Below are 19507 nucleotides of genomic sequence, written 5' to 3' on the forward strand. Positions count from 1 at the left end.
CGATGAGTATCATTATTGTTGGCGGTGGTATGGCCGGCGCGACGCTGGCTCTGGCGATTTCGGCATTGACCAAAGGTCAGGTCGAAGTCGCTTTGGTGGAAGCGACTGCACCTGGCGATCGCGCCCATCCGGGCTTTGATGGGCGGGCGATTGCTTTGTCGCAAGGCACTTGTCAGCAGTTGGAGCGAACCGGCATTTGGCCCGCGCTAGCGGATTGTGCCACTGCGATAACCCACGTGCAGGTCAGCGATACTGGCCACGCCGGTTTTGTTAATCTGCGTGCCGATGACTATCGGGTTCCCGCTTTAGGTAACGTTATCGAGTTGCACGACGCCGGTGAGCGTCTGTTTTCGCTGCTGGCTAAGGCTCCGGGCGTTACCCTTCATTGCCCCGCTAAGGTTGTGGATGTACAGAGAACGGTAGAACACGCCAGCGTGATACTGGATAACGGCGAGCGACTGACGGCTGAGCTATTGGTTGCTGCCGACGGTTCTCATTCCAAACTGGCCGCCGCCTGCAATATTCAGTGGCAGCAGCAGGATTATCATCAGATTGCCGTCATCGCCAATATTACGACGTCGGAAATGCCCGCAGGCCGCGCGTTTGAACGCTTTACCCGCCACGGCCCGCTGGCATTATTGCCAATGTCTGGTGGGCGTAGCTCTCTGGTATGGTGTCATCCGCAGCAAGATAGGGCCAAAGTTGACGCCTGGGACGACGTGGAATTTCTGGCTGAGCTGCAAACCGCCTTCGGCTGGCGGTTAGGAAAAATGCTGAAAGCCGGTAAACGCCACAGCTATCCACTGCGTTTATTGACCGCTTCCCGCCATATTAGCCATCGTCTGGCGCTGGTCGGCAACGCGGCGCAAACCTTGCATCCGATTGCTGGTCAGGGCTTTAACCTTGGTCTGCGAGACGTTATGTCATTGGCAGAAACTTTGACGGAAGCGACGCAGGCTGGAACTGATTTAGGCGCTTACTCCGCATTAAGCCGCTATCAAAATCGTCGTTACAAGGACCAACAGGCAACCATTGGCGTGACCGATGGGTTGATTCGTTTGTTCGCAAATAATTACGCTCCGCTGGCCGCAGGGCGTAATTTGGGGCTAATGGCGATGGAACAGATGCCAACGATGCGCGATGCTTTTGCACGACGCACTCTGGGGTGGGTTGAGCGCTAATCCACCCCATTTAGATCCTGCCGCCGCTGGTGGGCAGGTTCTTTGCCGTTTTCACGACAGGAAATAAAGTAGCATGCAATCATTTGACGTAGTTATCGCCGGCGGCGGTATGGTAGGACTGGCGCTGGCCTGTGGTTTACAGGGAAGTGGCTTAAGTATTGCCATTTTGGAGCATCATCAGCCGGAAGACGAACTCCCCGTTCCGCTGACGGGCGCACCGGAACTGCGGGTTTCTGCTATCAACGCCGCCAGTGAAAAGCTGCTTCAGCATATTGGCGTCTGGGACAGCATTCTGGTGATGCGTGCCAGTCCTTATGACGGAATGGAAGTCTGGGATCAGGACAGCTTCGGTAAAATTGCTTTCCGCGCCGATGAGTACGGTTTTAGCCATTTGGGCCATATCATTGAAAATCGAGTGATTCAGCAAGCATTATGGCAGCGCGCCAGCCAACTGCCTGATATCACTCTGCTGGCTCCGGCAAGTTTGAAGCAGGTAGCCTGGGGGGAAAGCGAGGCTTTTATTACTCTGACCGACGATCGCCTGCTCAGCGCGAGATTGGTGGTTGGTGCCGACGGCGCGAATTCGTGGCTGCGCCAACATGCGGATATTCCGCTGACCTTCTGGGATTATGGTCACCATGCACTGGTGGCGACTATTCGCACCGAAGAACCTCATCAGGCTAAGGCGAGACAGGTGTTTCACGGTGACGGTATTCTGGCATTTCTTCCGTTTAGCGAGCCAAATCTCAGTTCGATCGTTTGGTCATTAGCGCCAGAAAAAGCGGCACGACTTGCCGAATTACCGCCGGAGCAGTTTAACCGTGAGCTGGGTGTTGCCTTTGATATGCAGTTAGGCATGTGTCAGGTTGAAAGTGATAGACAAACATTTCCACTGATGGGGCGTTATGCCCGAAGCTTTGCCGCACACCGTCTGGCATTGGTCGGTGATGCCGCTCACACGGTACATCCGCTGGCCGGACAGGGCGTGAACCTGGGCTTTATGGACGCCGCGGAGCTGGTTTCGGAGCTACGTCGCTTACAGCGTCAGGGGAAAGATATCGGTCAGCACCTGTACTTACGCCGCTATGAACGTCGCCGTAAGCACAGCGCCGCACTGATGCTGGCGGGAATGCAGGGCTTCCGCGAACTGTTTTCTGGCAATAATCCGGCACAAAAACTGTTACGGGACATTGGCTTAACGTTGGCAGACTCTCTTCCCGGGGTGAAACCTAAACTGGTTCGTCAGGCAATGGGACTGAATGATATTCCCGAGTGGTTGCAACCTTAGCTGCTCGATTGAAAAAATCTAATTCCAGCACCATTTTCGCATTACATTTTCTCATGAAGTGCCGAATACCTAAAAGTTGAAACTGAGGGCTATCCGGCATTTTAGTTATATAACATCGGTATTTTTACTAATTATTTGTTAATTTTGTGTCTCTGTACGCAGTTTGCCAGTTGAAAACTCTGCACAATACCCCTGCCTTTTGTGGTTGCTGAACCGTTCACCTTGTAATTTAGCTTATGGTTCCTTTGTCGATTCAGTGATAACGTCAGGTGAAAGGTATCGTTTGCGTCTCGGTGTTTAGCCGCAATTTCACGACCGTTCACCGAAGTCTGATGATTTGGTCTGACGCAACGTTCTGTTGAGCAAGTCAGCCGGTGCCAGCGGTAAGGCCATAAATCTATTTATGAGTCTGAGTTATCTTTATCGCGTATTGGTGCCCTGAATTTCTCTTGTGTCCGGAACACTGTTTGAGTGAAAAGAGGGAAAAGATGGCAAAGCAGACTCCACTGTACGACCAGCATGTGGCGTGCGGTGCGCGCATGGTAGATTTCCATGGCTGGATGATGCCGCTGCATTATGGCTCCCAGTTAGATGAGCACCACATCGTTCGGCAAGATGCCGGTATGTTCGATGTTTCCCATATGACCATTGTTGATTTGCACGGTGCGCGTACCCGTGAATTCCTGCGTTATCTGTTGGCGAATGATGTCGCCAAACTCACCCAGCCGGGCAAAGCCCTCTATACCGGGATGCTGAATGCATCTGGTGGCGTTATCGATGATTTGATCGTTTACTTCCTCAGTGAAGATTATTTCCGTCTGGTGGTTAACTCCGCGACTCGCGACAAAGATCTGGCCTGGATCACTCAGCACGCAGAACCTTACGGCATCGATATTACCGTGCGTGACGATTTGGCGCTGGTTGCCGTTCAAGGGCCGCAGGCTCAGGAGCGCGTAGCGACTTTATTCAGCGCAGAGCAAAAACAGGCTATTGCCGACATGAAGCCATTCTTTGGCGTACAAACCGGCGACCTGTTTATTGCCACGACCGGCTACACCGGCGAAGCGGGCTATGAAATTGCCTTGCCAAAAGAGCAGGTAGTTGATTTCTGGCAGAAACTGTTAGCCGCTGGCGTGAAGCCTGCCGGTTTGGGCGCGCGGGATACCCTGCGTCTGGAAGCCGGAATGAATTTATATGGTCAGGAAATGGATGAAGGAGTTTCCCCTCTGGAAGCCAATATGGGATGGACCGTGGCCTGGCTACCGGAAGACCGCCAGTTTATTGGCCGTGAAGCGCTGGAACAGCAGCGAGCCAAAGGCACTGACAAACTGGTTGGCCTGATCATGACCGAAAAAGGCGTATTGCGTAACGAACTGCCAGTGCATTTCACCGACGATGCGGGCAACGTACACACCGGTGTGATTACCAGCGGCTCATTCTCTCCTACGCTAGGCTTTAGTATCGCTTTGGCTCGAGTACCTGCGGGTATTGGCGAGCAGGCGGTGGTGCAAATCCGCAACCGCGCTATGCCGGTTAAGGTCACCAAACCGGGTTTTGTGCGAGCAGGTAAAGCGATCGCGCTGTAATTTTCGTCTAATAATAAATCACCAATATCTTCTAAGGAGAAGGTAGCCATGAGCAATGTGCCAACAGAATTGAAGTATGCATCCTCTCACGAATGGGTTCGTGCCGATGGAGACGGTGTTTATAGCGTCGGTATTACCGAACACGCACAAGAATTACTGGGTGATATGGTATTTGTTGATCTGCCAGAAGTGGGCAGCGATGTTTCTGCCGGTAGCGACTGCGCCGTGGCTGAATCCGTTAAAGCGGCATCAGACATCTATGCGCCGATCAGCGGCGAAATCGTTGCGGTTAACACCGATCTGGAAAGCTCCCCGGAACTGGTGAACAGCGCACCTTACACCGACGGCTGGTTGTTCAGCATCAAGGCTTCTGACGAGTCAGAGCTGGATAGTCTGCTGGACGCAGACGCCTATCGCACCACGCTGGACGAATAAGAGTATCGCCCCGTTTCAGTTGCTGAGCCGGGGCTTTTTTTTGTATCGACCGACCGTATCCCGTCCCATGCTTGATTCAGGAATTTGTAGCAAATGACTCAGACTCTCAGCCAACTTGAACATAACGACGCGTTTATCCAGCGCCACATCGGTTCTAACGCCGAGCAGCAGCAAGAAATGCTGGCTACTGTAGGTGTCCGTTCGTTAAGTGCATTGATCCAGCAGATTGTTCCGGCAGATATTCAATTGCCGGGCCCGCCGCCGGTAGGTGACGCAGCCACTGAACATCAGGCTCTGGCCGAACTTAAAGCGATTGCCAGCCAAAACCAACGCTATAAATCCTATATCGGGATGGGCTACAGCCCGGTGCTGACTCCGCCGGTTATTCTGCGCAATATGCTGGAAAATCCGGGCTGGTACACCGCTTATACCCCTTATCAGCCAGAAGTTTCGCAGGGGCGCCTGGAAGCGCTGTTGAACTTCCAGCAATTAACTCTGGATTTGACCGGTCTGGATCTGGCTTCCGCTTCTTTGCTGGATGAAGCTACCGCAGCGGCCGAATCTATGGCGCTGTGTAAACGCGCCAGCAAAGTGAAAGATGCCAACCGTTTCTTCGTTGCAGACGATGTTCATCCACAAACTCTGGACGTGGTTCGTACCCGTGCCGAAACCTTCGGTTTTGACGTTATCGTCGATCGCGCTGAAAAAGTGCTGGAGCTAGAGGGCGTCTTTGGCGTGCTGTTGCAACAGGTGGGCACCACCGGCGAGCTGCACGACTACGGCACACTGCTGACAGCGCTGAAAAAACGTAAAATAATTACCTGTATGGCCGCCGATTTGATGGCACTGGTACTGCTGACCGCTCCGGGCCAGCAGGGCGCAGAGGTCGCCTTCGGTTCAGCTCAACGCTTTGGCGTTCCAATGGGGTACGGCGGCCCGCACGCCGCTTTCTTCGCTTGCCGCGATGAGTTCAAACGCTCAATGCCGGGTCGTATTATCGGTGTTTCCCGAGATGCGGCAGGTAACACTGCGCTGCGTATGGCGATGCAAACTCGTGAGCAGCATATTCGCCGCGAGAAAGCTAACTCCAACATTTGTACCTCACAGGTATTACTGGCAAACATCGCCGGCCTGTATGCGGTTTATCATGGCCCGCAGGGGCTGCAACGCATAGCCGGTCGTATTCATCGCATGACCGACATTCTGGCCGCTGGCTTGCAACAAGCCGGTCTGACTCTGCGTTTCAAAACCTGGTTCGATACCCTGACCGTTGAAGTGAAAGACAAAGCGGCGGTATTGGCGCGCGCCCTAAGCTTTGGTATCAATCTGCGTACCGATATTCATGGCGCGGTGGGTATCACTCTGAACGAAACCACCTCTCGCGAAGATATTCAAACTCTGTTTGCTCTGCTGGCAGGTGATGAACACGGTCTGGATATTGATAAGCTGGATGCGGAAGTGAGCAAAGAAAGCCGCTCAATTCCTGAAGCTTTAGTGCGTAAAGACCCGATTTTAACGCATCCAGTATTCAATAGTTATCACAGCGAAACCGAAATGATGCGTTATATGCATCGTTTGGAGAAAAAAGATCTGGCGCTGAATCAGGCGATGATTCCGCTGGGTTCTTGCACGATGAAGCTGAACGCTGCCGCCGAGATGATTCCAATCACTTGGCCGGAATTTGCCGAGTTGCATCCATTCTGCCCGCCAGAGCAGGCCGCCGGTTATCAACAAATGATTGGCCAGCTGTCACAATGGCTGGTGCAACTGACCGGCTATGATGCTGTGTGCATGCAGCCGAACTCCGGTGCTCAGGGTGAATATGCCGGTTTGCTGGCTATTCGCCGTTACCATGAAAGCCGCAATGAAGCCGGGCGTCATGTGTGTCTGATTCCAAGCTCAGCTCACGGAACCAACCCAGCGTCGGCACAAATGGCCGGTATGTCGGTGGTGGTGGTGGCCTGTGATAAACAAGGCAATATTGACCTGCACGATCTGCGTCAGAAAGCAGAAGTTGCCGGTGATGAGCTTTCCTGCATCATGGTCACCTACCCGTCTACCCACGGCGTGTACGAAGAAACCATCCGCGAAGTCTGCCAGATTGTTCATCAGTTCGGTGGTCAGGTGTATTTGGATGGCGCGAATATGAATGCTCAGGTTGGAATCACAACTCCTGGTTATATCGGGGCAGATGTTTCTCACCTCAATTTGCACAAAACCTTCTGTATCCCTCACGGCGGCGGCGGCCCAGGCATGGGGCCAATCGGCGTGAAAGCGCATTTGGCACCTTTCGTTCCGGGTCACAGCGTTGTGCAAATCGACGGTATGACGACGCAGCAGGGCGCAGTTTCTGCTGCACCGTTCGGTAGTGCATCTATTCTGCCAATCAGTTGGATGTACATTCGCATGATGGGCGCTCAGGGGCTGAAACAGGCTAGCCAGGTGGCGATTTTGAACGCTAACTACATTGCCACTCGTTTAAAAAATGCTTATCCAGTGCTGTACACCGGCCACGATGGCCGCGTAGCTCACGAATGTATTCTGGATATTCGTCCACTGAAAGAAGAAACCGGTATTAGCGAAATGGATATCGCTAAGCGTCTGATCGACTTCGGTTTCCATGCGCCGACCATGTCCTTCCCGGTAGCCGGGACGCTGATGGTTGAGCCAACGGAATCAGAAAGCAAGGTCGAACTGGATCGCTTTATTGATGCCATGTTGGCTATCCGCGCCGAGATCGACAAAGTGGTGAAAGGCGAATGGCCGCTAGAAGATAACCCGCTGGTGAACGCGCCGCACATTCAGGCTGAACTGGTGGGTGAGTGGACTCATCCGTATAGCCGCGAGTTGGCCGTGTTCCCAATTGCTGGCGTGATGGAAAATAAATACTGGCCGACGGTAAAACGTCTGGATGATGTGTACGGCGACCGTAATTTATTCTGTTCCTGCGTTCCTATCGGTGATTACGAGTAATCACTAAAGAGTAACCTGCTTATAGGGTCGCGAAAGCGGCCCTTTTTCTATCTAAAATCTGCCCAGACTATCAAAAGTTATTACTAATTCTGCGCATTATTTCCTGATTGGAATATAACCCTATCAATGACTACGATTACTTTTCATATAAACAAATATTAGCGTAATTATAATGATTAGTGACAGAATTTTTGGGAGCTGGGCTTAATTTTCACAGCATTTTATTTTGCAAGACGGCAGTGTTTCTTTCCCAATGGGCGAGCAGGTATCAGGCCGGATACATTACAAAAAAAATGGCACTATGGCTGCTCAGCTTTATACCACTGAGCGCCGTGATTTCGCCTCTCTGGACTGGCTGGAAGGCAGTGATGCGGAAATGAAATCGGCTTTCGAGAGCGCGCTTTGCTACTTTGGTCGTTATCAGATTAATGAGGAAAAACAGAGTATTACTCATATTGTTGAAGGTGGCCTATTTCCTAATTGGGTTGGCACCCAGATGGTTCGTTACTATGAGTTTGAAAAAGATCGACTGATCCTACGTACGCCGACAATGCCGATGAATAATATCGGGCAGGTAGGGGTACTGATTTGGGCGAAAATTTTCTGACGTCAGACCGTACAACAAAATAAAGCAGAGATGATGCTATGGAAAAAATTGCATTAGTCACCGGCGGCAGCAGAGGGATAGGGCGAGCCACCGCATTATTACTGGCACAGCAGGGTTATCAGGTCGGCATCAATTACGTCAACGACCATCGAGCCGCTTTACAGGTTGTGGATCAGATTGTGGCGATGGGCGGCCGGGCGGTGGCCTTGCAGGCGGATATCGCCGACGAACAACAAGTTATTGAGTTGTTTAATCAATTAGATAATCAGCTTGGCACTATTACTGCGCTGGTCAATAACGCCGGTACTTTGTTTCAACAATCGGGAATTGAAGGGATTAGTGCGGAACGAATTAATCGGGTACTTAGTACCAACGTGACCGGCTATTTTCTCTGTTGCCGAGAAGCGGTAAAACGTATGGCAAAAAGACACGGTGGTCGCGGCGGAGCGATAGTTAACGTTTCTTCTGCGGCCGCTCGGTTAGGGGCTCCCGGCGAATATCTGGACTACGCCGCATCGAAAGGTGCAATTGATACTCTGACCACTGGCTTATCGCTCGAAGTCGCGGGGGAAGGTATTCGTGTCAACGGCGTGCGCCCAGGTTTTATCTATACCGAAATGCATGCCAGCGGCGGTGAACCGGGCAGAGTTGAAAGAGTGGCGAGCCAGCTACCCATGAAACGTGGTGGTCAGCCCGATGAAGTCGCTGAAGCCATTGTTTGGCTGCTATCGGATAGCGCTTCTTACGTTACCGGCAGCGCACTAGAATTGGCAGGTGGAAAGTAACACTTTGATTGAGAAGGCTGCCCGAGCAAAATACGGGCAGCAGGTTTCATTATTAGGATGATCGTCATTCCAGCGCTAGTGATTTAAATATGAGTTATTCAGGTACAGATATTCAAACTCTGGGCTCAATGCTCAATGCTCAATGCTCAATGCTCAATGCTCAATGCTCAATGCTCAATATGAAGCATTACTCTTGAACCTATCGCTGAGATTTTCGTCATGTCTCAGGCCAACCAGCCCTTAGCCTGTGCATCCTGTAAATGACGAAATAAATAGCTCCACAGCTCGGGATAATCTTCAGCCACTAGCTGATTACGCTCGACAACCTGCTCTAGGCGAATGCCGTTTTCTACCCAATTTTGCCCGCCGTTATGCAAATTCATCAGCATGGGTAAAATGCGATCCAGAACCGTGGCAAAACGGGCATCAGGCGTTTTTTCATCTTCATATTCTTGCCATAGCGCACTAAATTTTGCATTTTGTTCCGGCGGCAGCATTCCAAACAGGCGTTTGGCTGCGGCGACTTCCTTATCATGGATAGCTGCGCGCGCCGCCAGATCGTAGACGATCACGTCACCGGCATCGATCTCGACGATATCGTGCAACAGCGCCATTTGAATCACTCGATTGATATCCACATCTTTGCTGGCATAAGGTGCTAGTGTCATAGCGGCGACGGCGAAATGCCAGCTGTGCTCCGCCGAGTTTTCCTGACGTTCGCAGGCAATAAGCTTGGTTCTGCGTTGAATGCTTTTTAGCTTATCAATTTCCATCAAAAACTGAATTGAATCAGTCAAAGGGCCGAAATCCAGAACTGGTCGAACGAAAGACATAGTAAACCTCGAGAAAAATAGGGCGTATACCAACAATGGCGCGGATAGAGTGTAGGCCAGACTGTGCAGCATTTCGCTAACCTGAGCGGGGTTTTAGTCAGTTATCGATTTTCTCGGGCGGGCAGGCCAAGGTTTACAAACAATGACAGATTATTTTGAGCTTACACGTGTACACTGGAATGATTCTCAGATAACCTTAAAGCGGTATTTTTGCACAATTAACCTGCGAGGATTCCAATAATAATGAACAGGTCAAAACCTGACAGAATGTCCATCACCCGCACCCATAAGAATCAACAGGATACATTAGTATTGAACAATGAATCAGTCAAACCGGCATTATCAGAAGCTCAGCCTTATCCTTGGGCAGAAGAAATAGCCAACAGCGTCAGCCACGGTATTGGCGTGGTATTAGGCATAATCGGCTTAGTTTTATTACTGGTACAGGCCGTAGACAGCGGTGCAAGTACCACCGCGCTCACCAGCTACAGTTTATATGGTGGCAGCATTATTCTGCTGTACCTTGCATCCACGTTGTATCACGCAATCCCACATCAAAAGGCTAAGCATTGGCTGAAGAAATTTGACCACTGCGCTATCTATTTATTGATCGCTGGCACTTATACGCCTTTCTTATTGGTTGGGCTGGATTCTACTTTGGCGAGAGGATTAATGGCGGTTATTTGGGGGCTAGCGCTGTTTGGCGTTATCTTCAAACTGGCATTTGCTCATCGTTTTGAGGTGCTTTCGCTCATTACTTATCTGACGATGGGATGGCTATCCCTGATCGTTATCTATCAGTTGGCTATTAAGTTAGATATAGGCGGTATTGCACTGTTGGCGATTGGCGGTTTGCTGTATACGCTGGGAGTAGTGTTTTACGCTTCGAAGCGTATTCGCTTTGGCCACGCTATTTGGCACGGTTTCGTGCTTGGCGGTAGCCTGTGCCACTTTATGGCAATTTATCTGTACGTTTAAGATGTAAATCTATTCCAGAACACTAGATTGTTGCGTTACCCAGAAAATCCAGAGTTTTCCCTGAATATCACGATAGTTTCGCTAAAGACAGATACCGTCTGTAGATTGTGAGGCCGGATTACCGGCCTCTTTATCTTGCACTGCCAGATCTCGCATGGTCTGATCTCGCCTTGTCTCTATGTTTTCCTGGCAAGACGATACGGGCTATAAATTGTTTTGGCAGAGGATCAATTATTCTCTTCTAAAGAATACGGTAATGGTTGGATACGCAATGTCCCTGCCGCATCTTCCCGTACGCGTAACACGCTATCGGCGGCCAGATCGTTATTTAGAACTGCTTGAACCCAAAGCGAGCCATCTTCAAGTTGAATCGCGGCCAACACTGTACCAGTACGACGCCAGTTTTCACCCAATTGCCATTCTAAGCTGTCACCGGCTTCAGGCGTGCTGCTGCCTTGCCCCACAAGCCAATACAAGGCGCGTTTATTTGCTCCGCGATATTTTGCTCGGGCAACCATTTCCTGGCCCGTGTAGCAGCCTTTGGTAAAGCTGATTCCACCCAGAGCCTGAATGTTTGTTGCCTGTGGAATAAACTGGGCGCTATTCGGGCCGTCAATAATTGGGAATCCAGCTTCTATTTCTAACGCCAACCACTGCTGGCTGTCATTTAACTGGGCATTATCACCCAATTTCTCTACTAAACTGGCGGCCTGAGCTGCATCGGTCACTAACAGGAAACGTTCTGCGGGCGTAGAAAAATGCAGCAATGTAGCATCACCGGATTGGACTACCGGTTTTTCTGCCGTCGGTAATTCAGGGAAAACCTGAGCCAGCGCTTCTCTGGCCTGCGCCCCGGCGATTCCCAGCAAAACACTGTCAGATGGAATAGCAAAGGTCACTTTCGAGAATACGGCATATTTCTTCAGCTCGGCCAACTGGTTTTCCAGCACATTGCGGCGCTCAATAAAGGCCAATCCTTCGCCCCGATGGAAGAGCCGCATATTGCTCCACATTTTACCTTTTGCGTCACAGTGCGCGGTCAAAACGTGTTGATCTACCGCTAGCGCATCAACGTCTGCGGTGAGCTGACCTTGAAGATATTTAACGCGTTCGGCGCCGGTTACCGTAACTAATGCCCAGTCATCCAATGAAATCAGAGTCAAAGGTAACGCAGAAGAGGCGGAGGGTTGACGCGGAGGGAACGGAGTTGCATATGCCATATTACATCCTACCAAAAGGTGCCGTGGACTGATGACCCAATGGTAAAAGAGGCGGGAGCCTTTGCAAAGAGTAATTATCCGCATACACCATTGTTACAATACATCCTGCGGTACAATGCGCAAAAATAACAACGAGCGCGGATTAATGCGGTCAAAAAATCCACATTGCTTTATCATTTCACGCCTTAGTCCGCGTTTTAGTGGCGATAACCTTCCCGTCAGGCGTCGCAAATTGCTACTCTATTCACGAGTTGAATCTTTGGCAGAGCGGCCATCCGGCCAGATTCAAATAACATTTTAAGCAAGGGGTCAATCAGGACATGGAAATTGATAATAAAGCTCGTATCCACTGGGCATGTCGTCGCGGTATGCGTGAGCTGGATATCTCCATTATGCCGTTCTTTGAGTATGAATATGACACGCTGAGCGATGACGATAAGCGCGTGTTTGTCCGCTTGCTGACGAGCGATGATCCTGATTTATTCAACTGGCTGATGAATCATGGGGAGCCGCAGGACAGCGAGCTGAAACGGATGGTTCAACTGATTCAGATGCGAAATAAAGCCCGTGGCCCAGTGGCGATGTGACCTGCGGGTTTCATGGCGCACCCAACTTTTTTCCTTATTGATTCATGGCGTTTTGGTGTTGATAACGCTGGTCGCGCCTTGGCCAGATGGCTGTACACCTTTATGGTTGATACTGTTGACGCTGGTCGTTTTCGAATGTATTCGTAGCCAGAAAAGCATTACCTCCCGCCAGGGAGAAATCCGGTTAAAAGCTGGAAATCTGCTGATATGGAAACGTCAGGAATGGAAGTTGGTTCGACAGCCGTGGATTACCCGTTATGGCGTACTATTATCGCTGCAAGGCGCCGGCAGTCAGCGTAGAAAGCGCGTCTGGCTAGCCTCTGATAGCATGTCTGAAGATGAATGGCGCGAGCTGTGCCTGATATTTCAACACACTTTTGATTCTGCAGCAGGTAGTAAGTAATGAAACCATTGATCTGGCTGGTGGAAGATGAGCCGAGTATTGCCGACACGCTGATCTATACGCTAGAGAGTGAAGGGTTCACCCTCAAGTGGTTTGATCGCGGCGAGCCAGCGCTTGCTGCGTTACATCACGGCCTGCCAGCGTTAGCGATTATCGACGTCGGGCTACCGGATATTAACGGTTTTGATCTTTGTCGCCGTCTGTTGGCCTTATCTCCGGATTTACCCGTGGTCTTTCTTACTGCGCGCAGTGAAGAACTGGATCGCATAGTCGGGTTAGAAATCGGTGCTGATGACTACATAGCCAAACCTTTTTCTCCGCGCGAGGTTAGCGCACGGGTTCGTACCATTTTGCGCCGTTTACAGAAGTCGCAGTCCAGCGCACCCGTACCGCTAATTCATCGGTTTGGCGCTTTCACGTTGGATGAAGCCGCCGCGCGTATTACCTATCAGCAACAAATTCTCTGGTTAACCCGTTACGAATATTTACTGCTTAAAACCCTGTTATTAGCTCCGGACCGCATTTTTTCCCGTCAACAGTTGATGGATATCGTCTGGACTCAGGCCGAAGAAAGTCAGGATCGCACCGTAGATACCCATGTGAAAACGTTACGGGCTAAGTTGCGCGCTGTTCGGGATGAAGAACCGCCGATTCGTACTCACCGTGGGCTGGGCTACAGTCTGAGCTATGTCCCATGAAAATTGGCCTGCGTCTGTTGCTCGGGTATTTTTTGATAGTGGCGATCGCCGGCTACTTTGTGATCAGTATTTTTGTGCAGGAAGTGAAACCCGGCGTGAGGCGTGCGACCGAAGGGACGCTGGTGGATACTGCTACTTTGCTAGCGCAGTTTGCCCGGCAGGATATGCAGCGAGGTAATGCCGCGAATGGGCAGTTGGCGGAAGCGTTCGCCACGCTGAATAAGAAGCCGATTGGTGCCAATATCGCCGGTATTCGCAAAGATCGTAACGAATATCGGGTTTATCTTACTGATGCCCGCGGAAAGGTCATTTTTGATTCCACCGGGCAGGCTCTCGGGCAGGATTATTCTAAATGGAATGATGTCTGGCTGACGCTGCGCGGTCAATACGGCGCACGTAGTACCTTGAGCGATCCAAACGATGAGCAAAGCTCAGTGATGTACGTTTCCGCTCCGGTAATGGTTGATAATCAAATCATTGGCGTGTTGAGCGTGGGGAAACCAAACCTCTCTATGGCTCCGGTTATTAAACGCAGTGAACGAAGAATACTTCTGGCTGGTGCGGTTCTGTTGGGTATCGCGTTATTGATTGGCCTGGGTTTTGTATGGTGGATCAACCGCTCAATTGGTCGATTGGTTAATTACGCGGAGCGGGTTGCGGAGGGCGAAGCCGTGCCGTTGCCCAAAATGGGCAGCAGCGAGCTGGGCGGCTTGGCACGTGCGCTAGAAAGTATGCGGCTAAAGTTGGATGGCAAGGCCTATATTGAGCAATACGTTCACACGTTGACTCATGAACTAAAAAGCCCGCTGGCTGCGATTTGCGGCGCAGCAGAGTTATTGCGGGAAGCACCTCCGGCGGCCACGGCACAGCGATTCCTATTGAATATCGAACAGCAAAGCGCTCGTATTCAGCAACTAGTGGATAAAATGCTGGTACAGGCACGTCTGGAAAGTCGGGTAGACCTACAGTTGGAACCGCTTAGCATTGATTCGCTACTTAAACAGGTTATTGCTGGTAAAGAAGCTCAGGCAGGTAGCCGAGGTGTAGCTTTGATTTTACAACGTTGCGATCGCGCCGTGCTGGCGGGAGACGGTTTAATGTTGAGTCAGGCACTCACTAATCTGATTGATAATGCACTGGATTTTACCCCGAAAGGTGGCGAAATTACCTTGTGTGGCGAACAGCGGGCAAATAACTACCATATCATTATTGAAGATAGCGGCTGTGGTATTCCCGAATACGCTAAGGAAAAGGTTTTCGAACGTTTTTATTCTCTTCCGCGTCCTGATGGCCCGAAAAGCACCGGTCTGGGGCTGAATTTTGTGCGCGAAGTAGCCGTTATTCATCAAGGCACCATCCGGCTGGCTAATCGCCTGCTACAGGGTGTTCGCGTGGAAATGATGTTGCCGCTGATGCAAGAAAACCCATAACTTCACACTCACTTCACACAAGCTCATTCTGCTTTCACTTCCGCGTCTTATTCTGGCTTCATGACCGTTAAGGAGCCTCACTTATGTTTAAATCCGTATTGTTCTGGAAAATAACCACGTTGCTGGGATTGATCTTACTGATGATGATTCCCAAAGAAATGCTGATGAGCGTGATTAGCGAACGAAGCAACTACCGTTACAGCGTGATTAGCAAAGTCACTGATAGCACTAGTGGCGCGCAAAAAATTCTTGGTCCGTTGATCGTTGTGCCTTACAGCGAAATGGTCACCGTTGAAAAAGAAGGCGTAAAGCGCGAGGAAAAGGTTAGCCGTTTCCATTATCTACTGCCGGAAACCTTATCCGTAACGGGATCGCCGGACGTAGATGTACGTCAACTTGGCATTTATCGGACTCAGGTCTATCAGGGGCCGCTGCACTTCAGTGCCAAATTTGATAGTGAAAACCTGGATTACCTCAACAGACCCGGAATCACGTTTGGAAAACCTATTTTAGTGGTGCGTTTGAGCGATGCGCGAGGGATTCAGAAACTGTCTCCGCTGAAAATCAACGGCGATGCGATGGATTTCCAGCCCGGTGCTTACTTAGGCGCGGGGAGTCAGGGGATTCACGCCATGCTGGATTTGCATCGTTTACAGCAAGGGGAAACTACGGTTGATTTTACTCTGACACTAATGGGAACCAGCAGCTTGTCCTTGGTACCTTTGGGGCGCAGTAGTGAACTCACGCTGGAAAGTAACTGGCCGCACCCTAATTTCCTCGGGGATTTCTTGCCGAATCAACGACGGGTTGGCGCGAATGGTTTTCAGGCTCACTGGAGCAGCACCTGGTTTGCTAATAATCTGAACGTGATTTTTGCTACAGATGAAGTGCCGTTTGATTTTGATGCGTTACCCGCTTTCAGCACCAGCTTGATTGAGCCGGTCAATCATTATCAGTTAACTCAAAGAGCCATTAAATACGCGATTCTGTTTATCGGCCTGACGTTTATCAGCTTCTTCCTGTTTGAAAGCCTGACGTCACTGCGTTTGCACCCAATCCAGTATTTACTGGTTGGCATAGCGTTAATTCTGTTCTATCTGATGTTACTAGCACTGTCGGAGCATATCGGTTTTGCCTTGGCTTATCTGGTGGCCAGCCTAAGTTGTAGTCTGTTGATTGTGGTGTATTTAGGCGCGGTGCTGGGTAGTTGGCTGCGAGGCGGACTGTTTGCAGGCAGTTTATTATTACTGTATGGGGTACTTTACGGATTGCTGCAATCAGAGGATAACGCGTTGTTATTAGGATCTGGCTTGCTGTTTGTCGTGCTGGCGGTAGTGATGTTGCTCACTCGGCGTCTGGATTGGTATCAGTTGGCCGATCCGCAGAGACGGGTTGCTAAAAAACCTGCTGACGAACGTCATGAAATTCCACCGCCAGGCTGCGCCGGAAGTGAACATTTCCGTCTGTGGAAATAACCGCGAGAAGGTTCGAAGCTGCGGGCACAGTTATTGTGCCCGCAGCTGGCATTACAGCAAGGATTCCATTTCAATCAGAATTTGCTCACACCACTGTTCAACGCGTTGGTCGGTTAATTCATATTGATTGACATCATCGAGAGCCAGGCCGACGAAATGTTTACCATCAGCACTTAATGGTTTCGGGCTGGTAAATTCGAACCCTTCTGTCGGCCAGAAACCGATAAATTTCACGCCCAGTGGGGCAATATGATCGTGCAACATGCCTAAAGCATCGAGGAACCATTCGCTATAGCCGAATTGATCGCCCATACCGTACATGGCGACAATTTTTCCCCGCAGATTCAACTGACTCAACCGTGGCCAGATCGCTTCCCAATCTTCCTGTAGTTCGCCGAAATCCCAGGTAGGAATCCCTAGAATAAGCACAGAATACTGTTCCATCAGCGCAGGATCTGCGTCTTTCAGATTGTGCAGATCGATCAAATCTTCACCGAGAATATCGCGAATTTTTTCTGCCACAATTTCGGTGTAACAGGTGCTGGAGCCGTAAAAGAGACCAATTTTCATAATAAGGTTTATAAATCATAAGGTTGTAGTTTATTCAATGACTTGTGGTATCAGTGAATATCAGTGAATACTAGTGAGTACCATTTTTTGCCGCCACTTTGCCGCCATTATTTACCATGGTGAGAGGGTTAAACGTTACTGCTGTATCTAAGTGCTCAGGTGCGAAATGGGCATAACGCATAGTCATGTTTATATCATGATGTCCGAGTATCTTTTGAAGTACCAAAATGTTGCCGCCGTTCATCATAAAATGAGCAGCAAATGAGTGTCTGAGAACATGTGTTAACTGTCCTTTTGGTAAAACAATTGATGAGTTATTCAAAATGGTTAAGAAAGGGTAGTAACAGTCACCAAATAACCGCTCACTTTTAATCTCTTTCAGCTCTTCATAAAAATCAGCAGAAATAGGTACCGTTCTATTTTTTTTGCCCTTGGTTTTAGTAAAGGTAATTTTGTTTGGGCTTAATTGATTCTTTGTTAAAAACTGTGACTCACTCCATCGAGCACCGGTACATAGACAAACCCGGATAACACGATTCATATCAATATGATGACTTGTAGCCGCCAAAAGCTCATTAATCTGCTCAATGTCAAGCCACGCCATTTCTTTTTCACTAATCGTAAATTTACGCAATTTTTCAAGCGGATTAGGTAATTTCCATTCTTCCAAACGTATCAATTCTTCAAACATAGCGCTGAGATATGAATGGTCTAGATTTATGGTCACAGGGCTAGAGCCTTTTACAAAGCGCTCATCTAGTTTTATTTCGCCTGTCAGTCTTTTGTTGCGGTAATGGGCGAAGTCCTTTGCCGTGAAATTTGCAGCTATTGGATCACCTAATGCTTCTGCAACCAATCTCAGTTTGCTGTGAATCTTATCTCCAGAGGAAAGTGAGCGTCCATGTAAAGCAAACCATAGATCAGTTAATTCTTTTAGGCATCGGGTATCTGGTTTATCACCCATCCAAGGCTTATTTGCAGATTCATTCATAATGAATTGCTCATATGCCATAGCTTCGCCCTTTGTGGGAAAACTTTTACGGATCCTGCGTTTATCGCGACCACTCGGATAGCATTCGCATAACCACTTGCCTGTTGTTAGCTTTCTTACTGACACGTTCAAGTTCCTAAAAATAAAATCACATTAAAAACAATTGATTTAATTAAACTTTTTGAAAAATCGTATCTACTTTTGCAATAAAACGCACATCATCAACCTTGCAATCGAAAGTTAATTCTTCATTTGACACTCGTAATTTATGTCCGGGTAATTGTTGGATCTTTCTAATGCTTGACTTCCCATCGATATCTATTAGCCAAATGCCGTCAGATAAGATTTCCGTTTCTAGATCAACAAGGTATGAGTTAACACCATCATCTATTATGGCTGGCTTAGCTAGAGCACTGTTCATCATCACTTTGTCTAAAAATAAATGATTGGCTGGCTGTTGATTGCCATTGATGAGTTTGATTTTTGAAACTTTAACAACATCGTTGATTACATTATTGAACATTACGCCTGTGCCAGAGGCTAGCCATTCAATATTCACTCCTGTATCCATAACACATTGAATAACCCAGTCAGCAGGAAATATATCTCGCATAAAGCGTGTAGCCATGGTGCTTTTTGAAACACCTAGCTGGTTGCAGAGTGCTTGCCTAGTACTAAATCCGTAGGCTTCTAACATCCGCTTAATGACTTCTTGACCGCCTTTCTCAAAGTCCATAAATTCCAATCCAGAACAAAATTATGTTGACATGATTACAGCATTGAACTTAAAGTTGCCCAAGGTTCAATTTGGGAGTCAATGCTCTTTGTTGGTACTAACTGATATTCATAACCCTTAACCGTGGGATCGTGCCTTATGCCAAGCAACATTACAATCTCTCTAACAACCCCACATGTGACTAAAGAACGGTATTCAGAACTTACCGGGCTATCCATTCGCGTTATTGAAAGCATGTTGGATGATGGTCGATTGTCTACTTATCGCCATCGTTTAAAAAAGGACGGGACGCGCGAAATAGTTCTGATCAATCTAGCCGCCTTAACCATTGATGCAATTTCTAGCCATGAAATTAAGTTCTCTCACTGATTATGGTTACTTTGGGCGGGTTGACTATGTTTGATTACCAGGTTTCTAAACATCCTTGCTTTGATGTGGCCATGCGCCGATTTGCTTTGGCTCATAACCTCAGCGAGTTGGCGCACCGTGTTGGGATGAATCCGCAGACATTACGTAACAAGCTCAATCCAGATCAGCCGCATTACCTAAACGTGATGGAGCTACTGACACTCACCGATATTACAGAAGATCCAACCCTGTTAGATGGCTTGCTGGCTCAACTGCAATGTTTACCTGCGGTGCCGGTTAATGAAGCCAATCCCAGCAACTTACCTACCCATGCTCTCAGCGCTACGGCGGCTATCGGCGCGATTGCCGGCGAAACCGTTACG

20 protein-coding genes are annotated in these 19507 nt (G+C 49.3%); 15 read left to right on the top strand and 5 right to left on the bottom strand.

The window, feature by feature from the left end:
- Positions 1-2 precede the first annotated feature (2 nt).
- The 7 genes from ubiH (at position 3) to DBA33_RS12960 (ending at position 8855) form a co-directional block, all read left to right on the top strand.
- Entirely contained in the window at positions 3-1181 is a 1179-nt protein-coding gene (gene ubiH, locus DBA33_RS12930) for a 2-octaprenyl-6-methoxyphenyl hydroxylase (protein ID WP_120806596.1), read from the top strand.
- A 73-nt stretch (positions 1182-1254) separates the two neighbouring features.
- Entirely contained in the window at positions 1255-2469 is a 1215-nt protein-coding gene (ubiI, locus tag DBA33_RS12935; RefSeq protein WP_120806597.1) for an FAD-dependent 2-octaprenylphenol hydroxylase, read from the top strand.
- Positions 2470-2957: 488 nt separating this feature from the next.
- Positions 2958-4055, top strand: coding sequence for a glycine cleavage system aminomethyltransferase GcvT (gcvT, locus tag DBA33_RS12940; protein WP_120806598.1), 1098 nt, complete (start codon positions 2958-2960; stop codon positions 4053-4055).
- A 48-nt stretch (positions 4056-4103) separates the two neighbouring features.
- Positions 4104-4490, top strand: a complete 387-nt coding sequence (gcvH, locus tag DBA33_RS12945; RefSeq protein ID WP_064514913.1) for a glycine cleavage system protein GcvH — start codon at positions 4104-4106, stop codon at positions 4488-4490.
- Between the two features lie 93 nt (positions 4491-4583).
- Positions 4584-7463 (top strand): aminomethyl-transferring glycine dehydrogenase, encoded by a 2880-nt coding sequence (gene gcvP / locus DBA33_RS12950; protein WP_120806599.1) that lies wholly within the window; start codon positions 4584-4586, stop codon positions 7461-7463.
- Positions 7464-7686: 223 nt separating this feature from the next.
- Positions 7687-8070: a lipocalin-like domain-containing protein gene (locus DBA33_RS12955; protein ID WP_346341324.1), complete on the top strand. Its 384-nt coding sequence runs from the start codon at positions 7687-7689 to the stop codon at positions 8068-8070.
- A 38-nt stretch (positions 8071-8108) separates the two neighbouring features.
- Positions 8109-8855, top strand: coding sequence for an SDR family oxidoreductase (locus DBA33_RS12960; RefSeq protein WP_120806600.1), 747 nt, complete (start codon positions 8109-8111; stop codon positions 8853-8855).
- Between the two features lie 224 nt (positions 8856-9079).
- Here DBA33_RS12960 and DBA33_RS12965 read toward each other — a convergent pair whose 3' ends face one another.
- Entirely contained in the window at positions 9080-9688 is a 609-nt protein-coding gene (locus tag DBA33_RS12965; RefSeq protein ID WP_064514907.1) for an HD domain-containing protein, read from the bottom strand.
- Positions 9689-10000: 312 nt separating this feature from the next.
- Here DBA33_RS12965 and DBA33_RS12970 point away from each other — a divergent pair, with 312 nt between their 5' ends.
- Positions 10001-10666, top strand: a complete 666-nt coding sequence (locus DBA33_RS12970; RefSeq protein ID WP_064518349.1) for a hemolysin III family protein — start codon at positions 10001-10003, stop codon at positions 10664-10666.
- Positions 10667-10893: 227 nt separating this feature from the next.
- On the opposite strand, the gene ygfZ is transcribed toward DBA33_RS12970, so the two are convergent.
- Positions 10894-11886, bottom strand: coding sequence for a tRNA-modifying protein YgfZ (gene ygfZ / locus DBA33_RS12975; RefSeq protein WP_120806601.1), 993 nt, complete (start codon positions 11884-11886; stop codon positions 10894-10896).
- 320 nt (positions 11887-12206) lie between these two features.
- Between ygfZ and sdhE the strand changes: the two genes are divergently transcribed.
- The 5 genes from sdhE to creD all read left to right on the top strand — a co-directional run bounded on the left by sdhE (position 12207) and on the right by creD (position 16479).
- Positions 12207-12473 (top strand): FAD assembly factor SdhE, encoded by a 267-nt coding sequence (sdhE, locus tag DBA33_RS12980; protein WP_049599738.1) that lies wholly within the window; start codon positions 12207-12209, stop codon positions 12471-12473.
- Entirely contained in the window at positions 12454-12876 is a 423-nt protein-coding gene (locus DBA33_RS12985) for a protein YgfX (RefSeq protein WP_064514903.1), read from the top strand. The genes sdhE and DBA33_RS12985 overlap by 20 nt, the downstream gene beginning before the upstream one ends.
- Positions 12876-13574, top strand: a complete 699-nt coding sequence (creB, locus tag DBA33_RS12990; protein WP_064514901.1) for a two-component system response regulator CreB — start codon at positions 12876-12878, stop codon at positions 13572-13574. Before DBA33_RS12985 ends, creB begins: the two co-directional genes overlap by 1 nt.
- Positions 13571-15004, top strand: a complete 1434-nt coding sequence (gene creC / locus DBA33_RS12995; RefSeq protein WP_120806602.1) for a two-component system sensor histidine kinase CreC — start codon at positions 13571-13573, stop codon at positions 15002-15004. The genes creB and creC overlap by 4 nt, the downstream gene beginning before the upstream one ends.
- Before the next feature lie 83 nt (positions 15005-15087).
- On the top strand, positions 15088-16479 hold the full coding sequence (gene creD, locus DBA33_RS13000) for a cell envelope integrity protein CreD (RefSeq protein ID WP_064514898.1): 1392 nt from the start codon (positions 15088-15090) through the stop codon (positions 16477-16479).
- A 51-nt stretch (positions 16480-16530) separates the two neighbouring features.
- Here the strand turns inward: creD and fldB are convergent, their stop codons facing one another.
- The 3 genes from fldB to DBA33_RS13015 all read right to left on the bottom strand — a co-directional run bounded on the left by fldB (position 16531) and on the right by DBA33_RS13015 (position 18776).
- Positions 16531-17049 carry a flavodoxin FldB gene (gene fldB, locus DBA33_RS13005; RefSeq protein ID WP_120806603.1) on the bottom strand — a complete coding sequence of 173 codons (519 nt, stop codon included), beginning with the start codon at positions 17047-17049 and terminating at the stop codon, positions 16531-16533.
- Positions 17050-17119: 70 nt separating this feature from the next.
- Positions 17120-18166 (bottom strand): tyrosine-type recombinase/integrase, encoded by a 1047-nt coding sequence (locus DBA33_RS13010; RefSeq protein WP_050877333.1) that lies wholly within the window; start codon positions 18164-18166, stop codon positions 17120-17122.
- A 46-nt stretch (positions 18167-18212) separates the two neighbouring features.
- Positions 18213-18776 (bottom strand): phage repressor protein CI, encoded by a 564-nt coding sequence (locus tag DBA33_RS13015; protein ID WP_050877334.1) that lies wholly within the window; start codon positions 18774-18776, stop codon positions 18213-18215.
- A gap of 138 nt (positions 18777-18914) precedes the next feature.
- Here DBA33_RS13015 and DBA33_RS13020 point away from each other — a divergent pair, with 138 nt between their 5' ends.
- Together DBA33_RS13020 and DBA33_RS13025 are read left to right on the top strand one after the other, a co-directional pair.
- Positions 18915-19145, top strand: a complete 231-nt coding sequence (locus DBA33_RS13020) for a hypothetical protein (RefSeq protein WP_072099624.1) — start codon at positions 18915-18917, stop codon at positions 19143-19145.
- A gap of 26 nt (positions 19146-19171) precedes the next feature.
- A partial coding sequence (locus DBA33_RS13025; protein ID WP_120806608.1) for a phage regulatory CII family protein occupies positions 19172-19507 on the top strand: 336 nt, incomplete at its 3' end.

This window comes from Yersinia sp. IP36721 (assembly GCF_003634395.1).
Taxonomy (GTDB): domain Bacteria; phylum Pseudomonadota; class Gammaproteobacteria; order Enterobacterales; family Enterobacteriaceae; genus Yersinia; species Yersinia entomophaga.

What these genes read in the sequence shown, in the direction of transcription:
- ubiH (WP_120806596.1), top strand. Translation starts at nt 3, where the DNA reads ATGAGTATCATTATTGTTGGCGGTGGTATGGCCGGCGCGACGCTGGCT.
- ubiI (WP_120806597.1), top strand. Translation starts at nt 1,255, where the DNA reads ATGCAATCATTTGACGTAGTTATCGCCGGCGGCGGTATGGTAGGACTG.
- gcvT (WP_120806598.1), top strand. Translation starts at nt 2,958, where the DNA reads ATGGCAAAGCAGACTCCACTGTACGACCAGCATGTGGCGTGCGGTGCG.
- gcvH (WP_064514913.1), top strand. Translation starts at nt 4,104, where the DNA reads ATGAGCAATGTGCCAACAGAATTGAAGTATGCATCCTCTCACGAATGG.
- gcvP (WP_120806599.1), top strand. Translation starts at nt 4,584, where the DNA reads ATGACTCAGACTCTCAGCCAACTTGAACATAACGACGCGTTTATCCAG.
- DBA33_RS12960 (WP_120806600.1), top strand. Translation starts at nt 8,109, where the DNA reads ATGGAAAAAATTGCATTAGTCACCGGCGGCAGCAGAGGGATAGGGCGA.
- DBA33_RS12965 (WP_064514907.1), bottom strand. Translation starts at nt 9,688, where the DNA reads ATGTCTTTCGTTCGACCAGTTCTGGATTTCGGCCCTTTGACTGATTCA.
- ygfZ (WP_120806601.1), bottom strand. Translation starts at nt 11,886, where the DNA reads ATGGCATATGCAACTCCGTTCCCTCCGCGTCAACCCTCCGCCTCTTCT.
- sdhE (WP_049599738.1), top strand. Translation starts at nt 12,207, where the DNA reads ATGGAAATTGATAATAAAGCTCGTATCCACTGGGCATGTCGTCGCGGT.
- creB (WP_064514901.1), top strand. Translation starts at nt 12,876, where the DNA reads ATGAAACCATTGATCTGGCTGGTGGAAGATGAGCCGAGTATTGCCGAC.
- creC (WP_120806602.1), top strand. Translation starts at nt 13,571, where the DNA reads ATGAAAATTGGCCTGCGTCTGTTGCTCGGGTATTTTTTGATAGTGGCG.
- creD (WP_064514898.1), top strand. Translation starts at nt 15,088, where the DNA reads ATGTTTAAATCCGTATTGTTCTGGAAAATAACCACGTTGCTGGGATTG.
- fldB (WP_120806603.1), bottom strand. Translation starts at nt 17,049, where the DNA reads ATGAAAATTGGTCTCTTTTACGGCTCCAGCACCTGTTACACCGAAATT.
- DBA33_RS13015 (WP_050877334.1), bottom strand. Translation starts at nt 18,776, where the DNA reads ATGGACTTTGAGAAAGGCGGTCAAGAAGTCATTAAGCGGATGTTAGAA.
- DBA33_RS13020 (WP_072099624.1), top strand. Translation starts at nt 18,915, where the DNA reads ATGCCAAGCAACATTACAATCTCTCTAACAACCCCACATGTGACTAAA.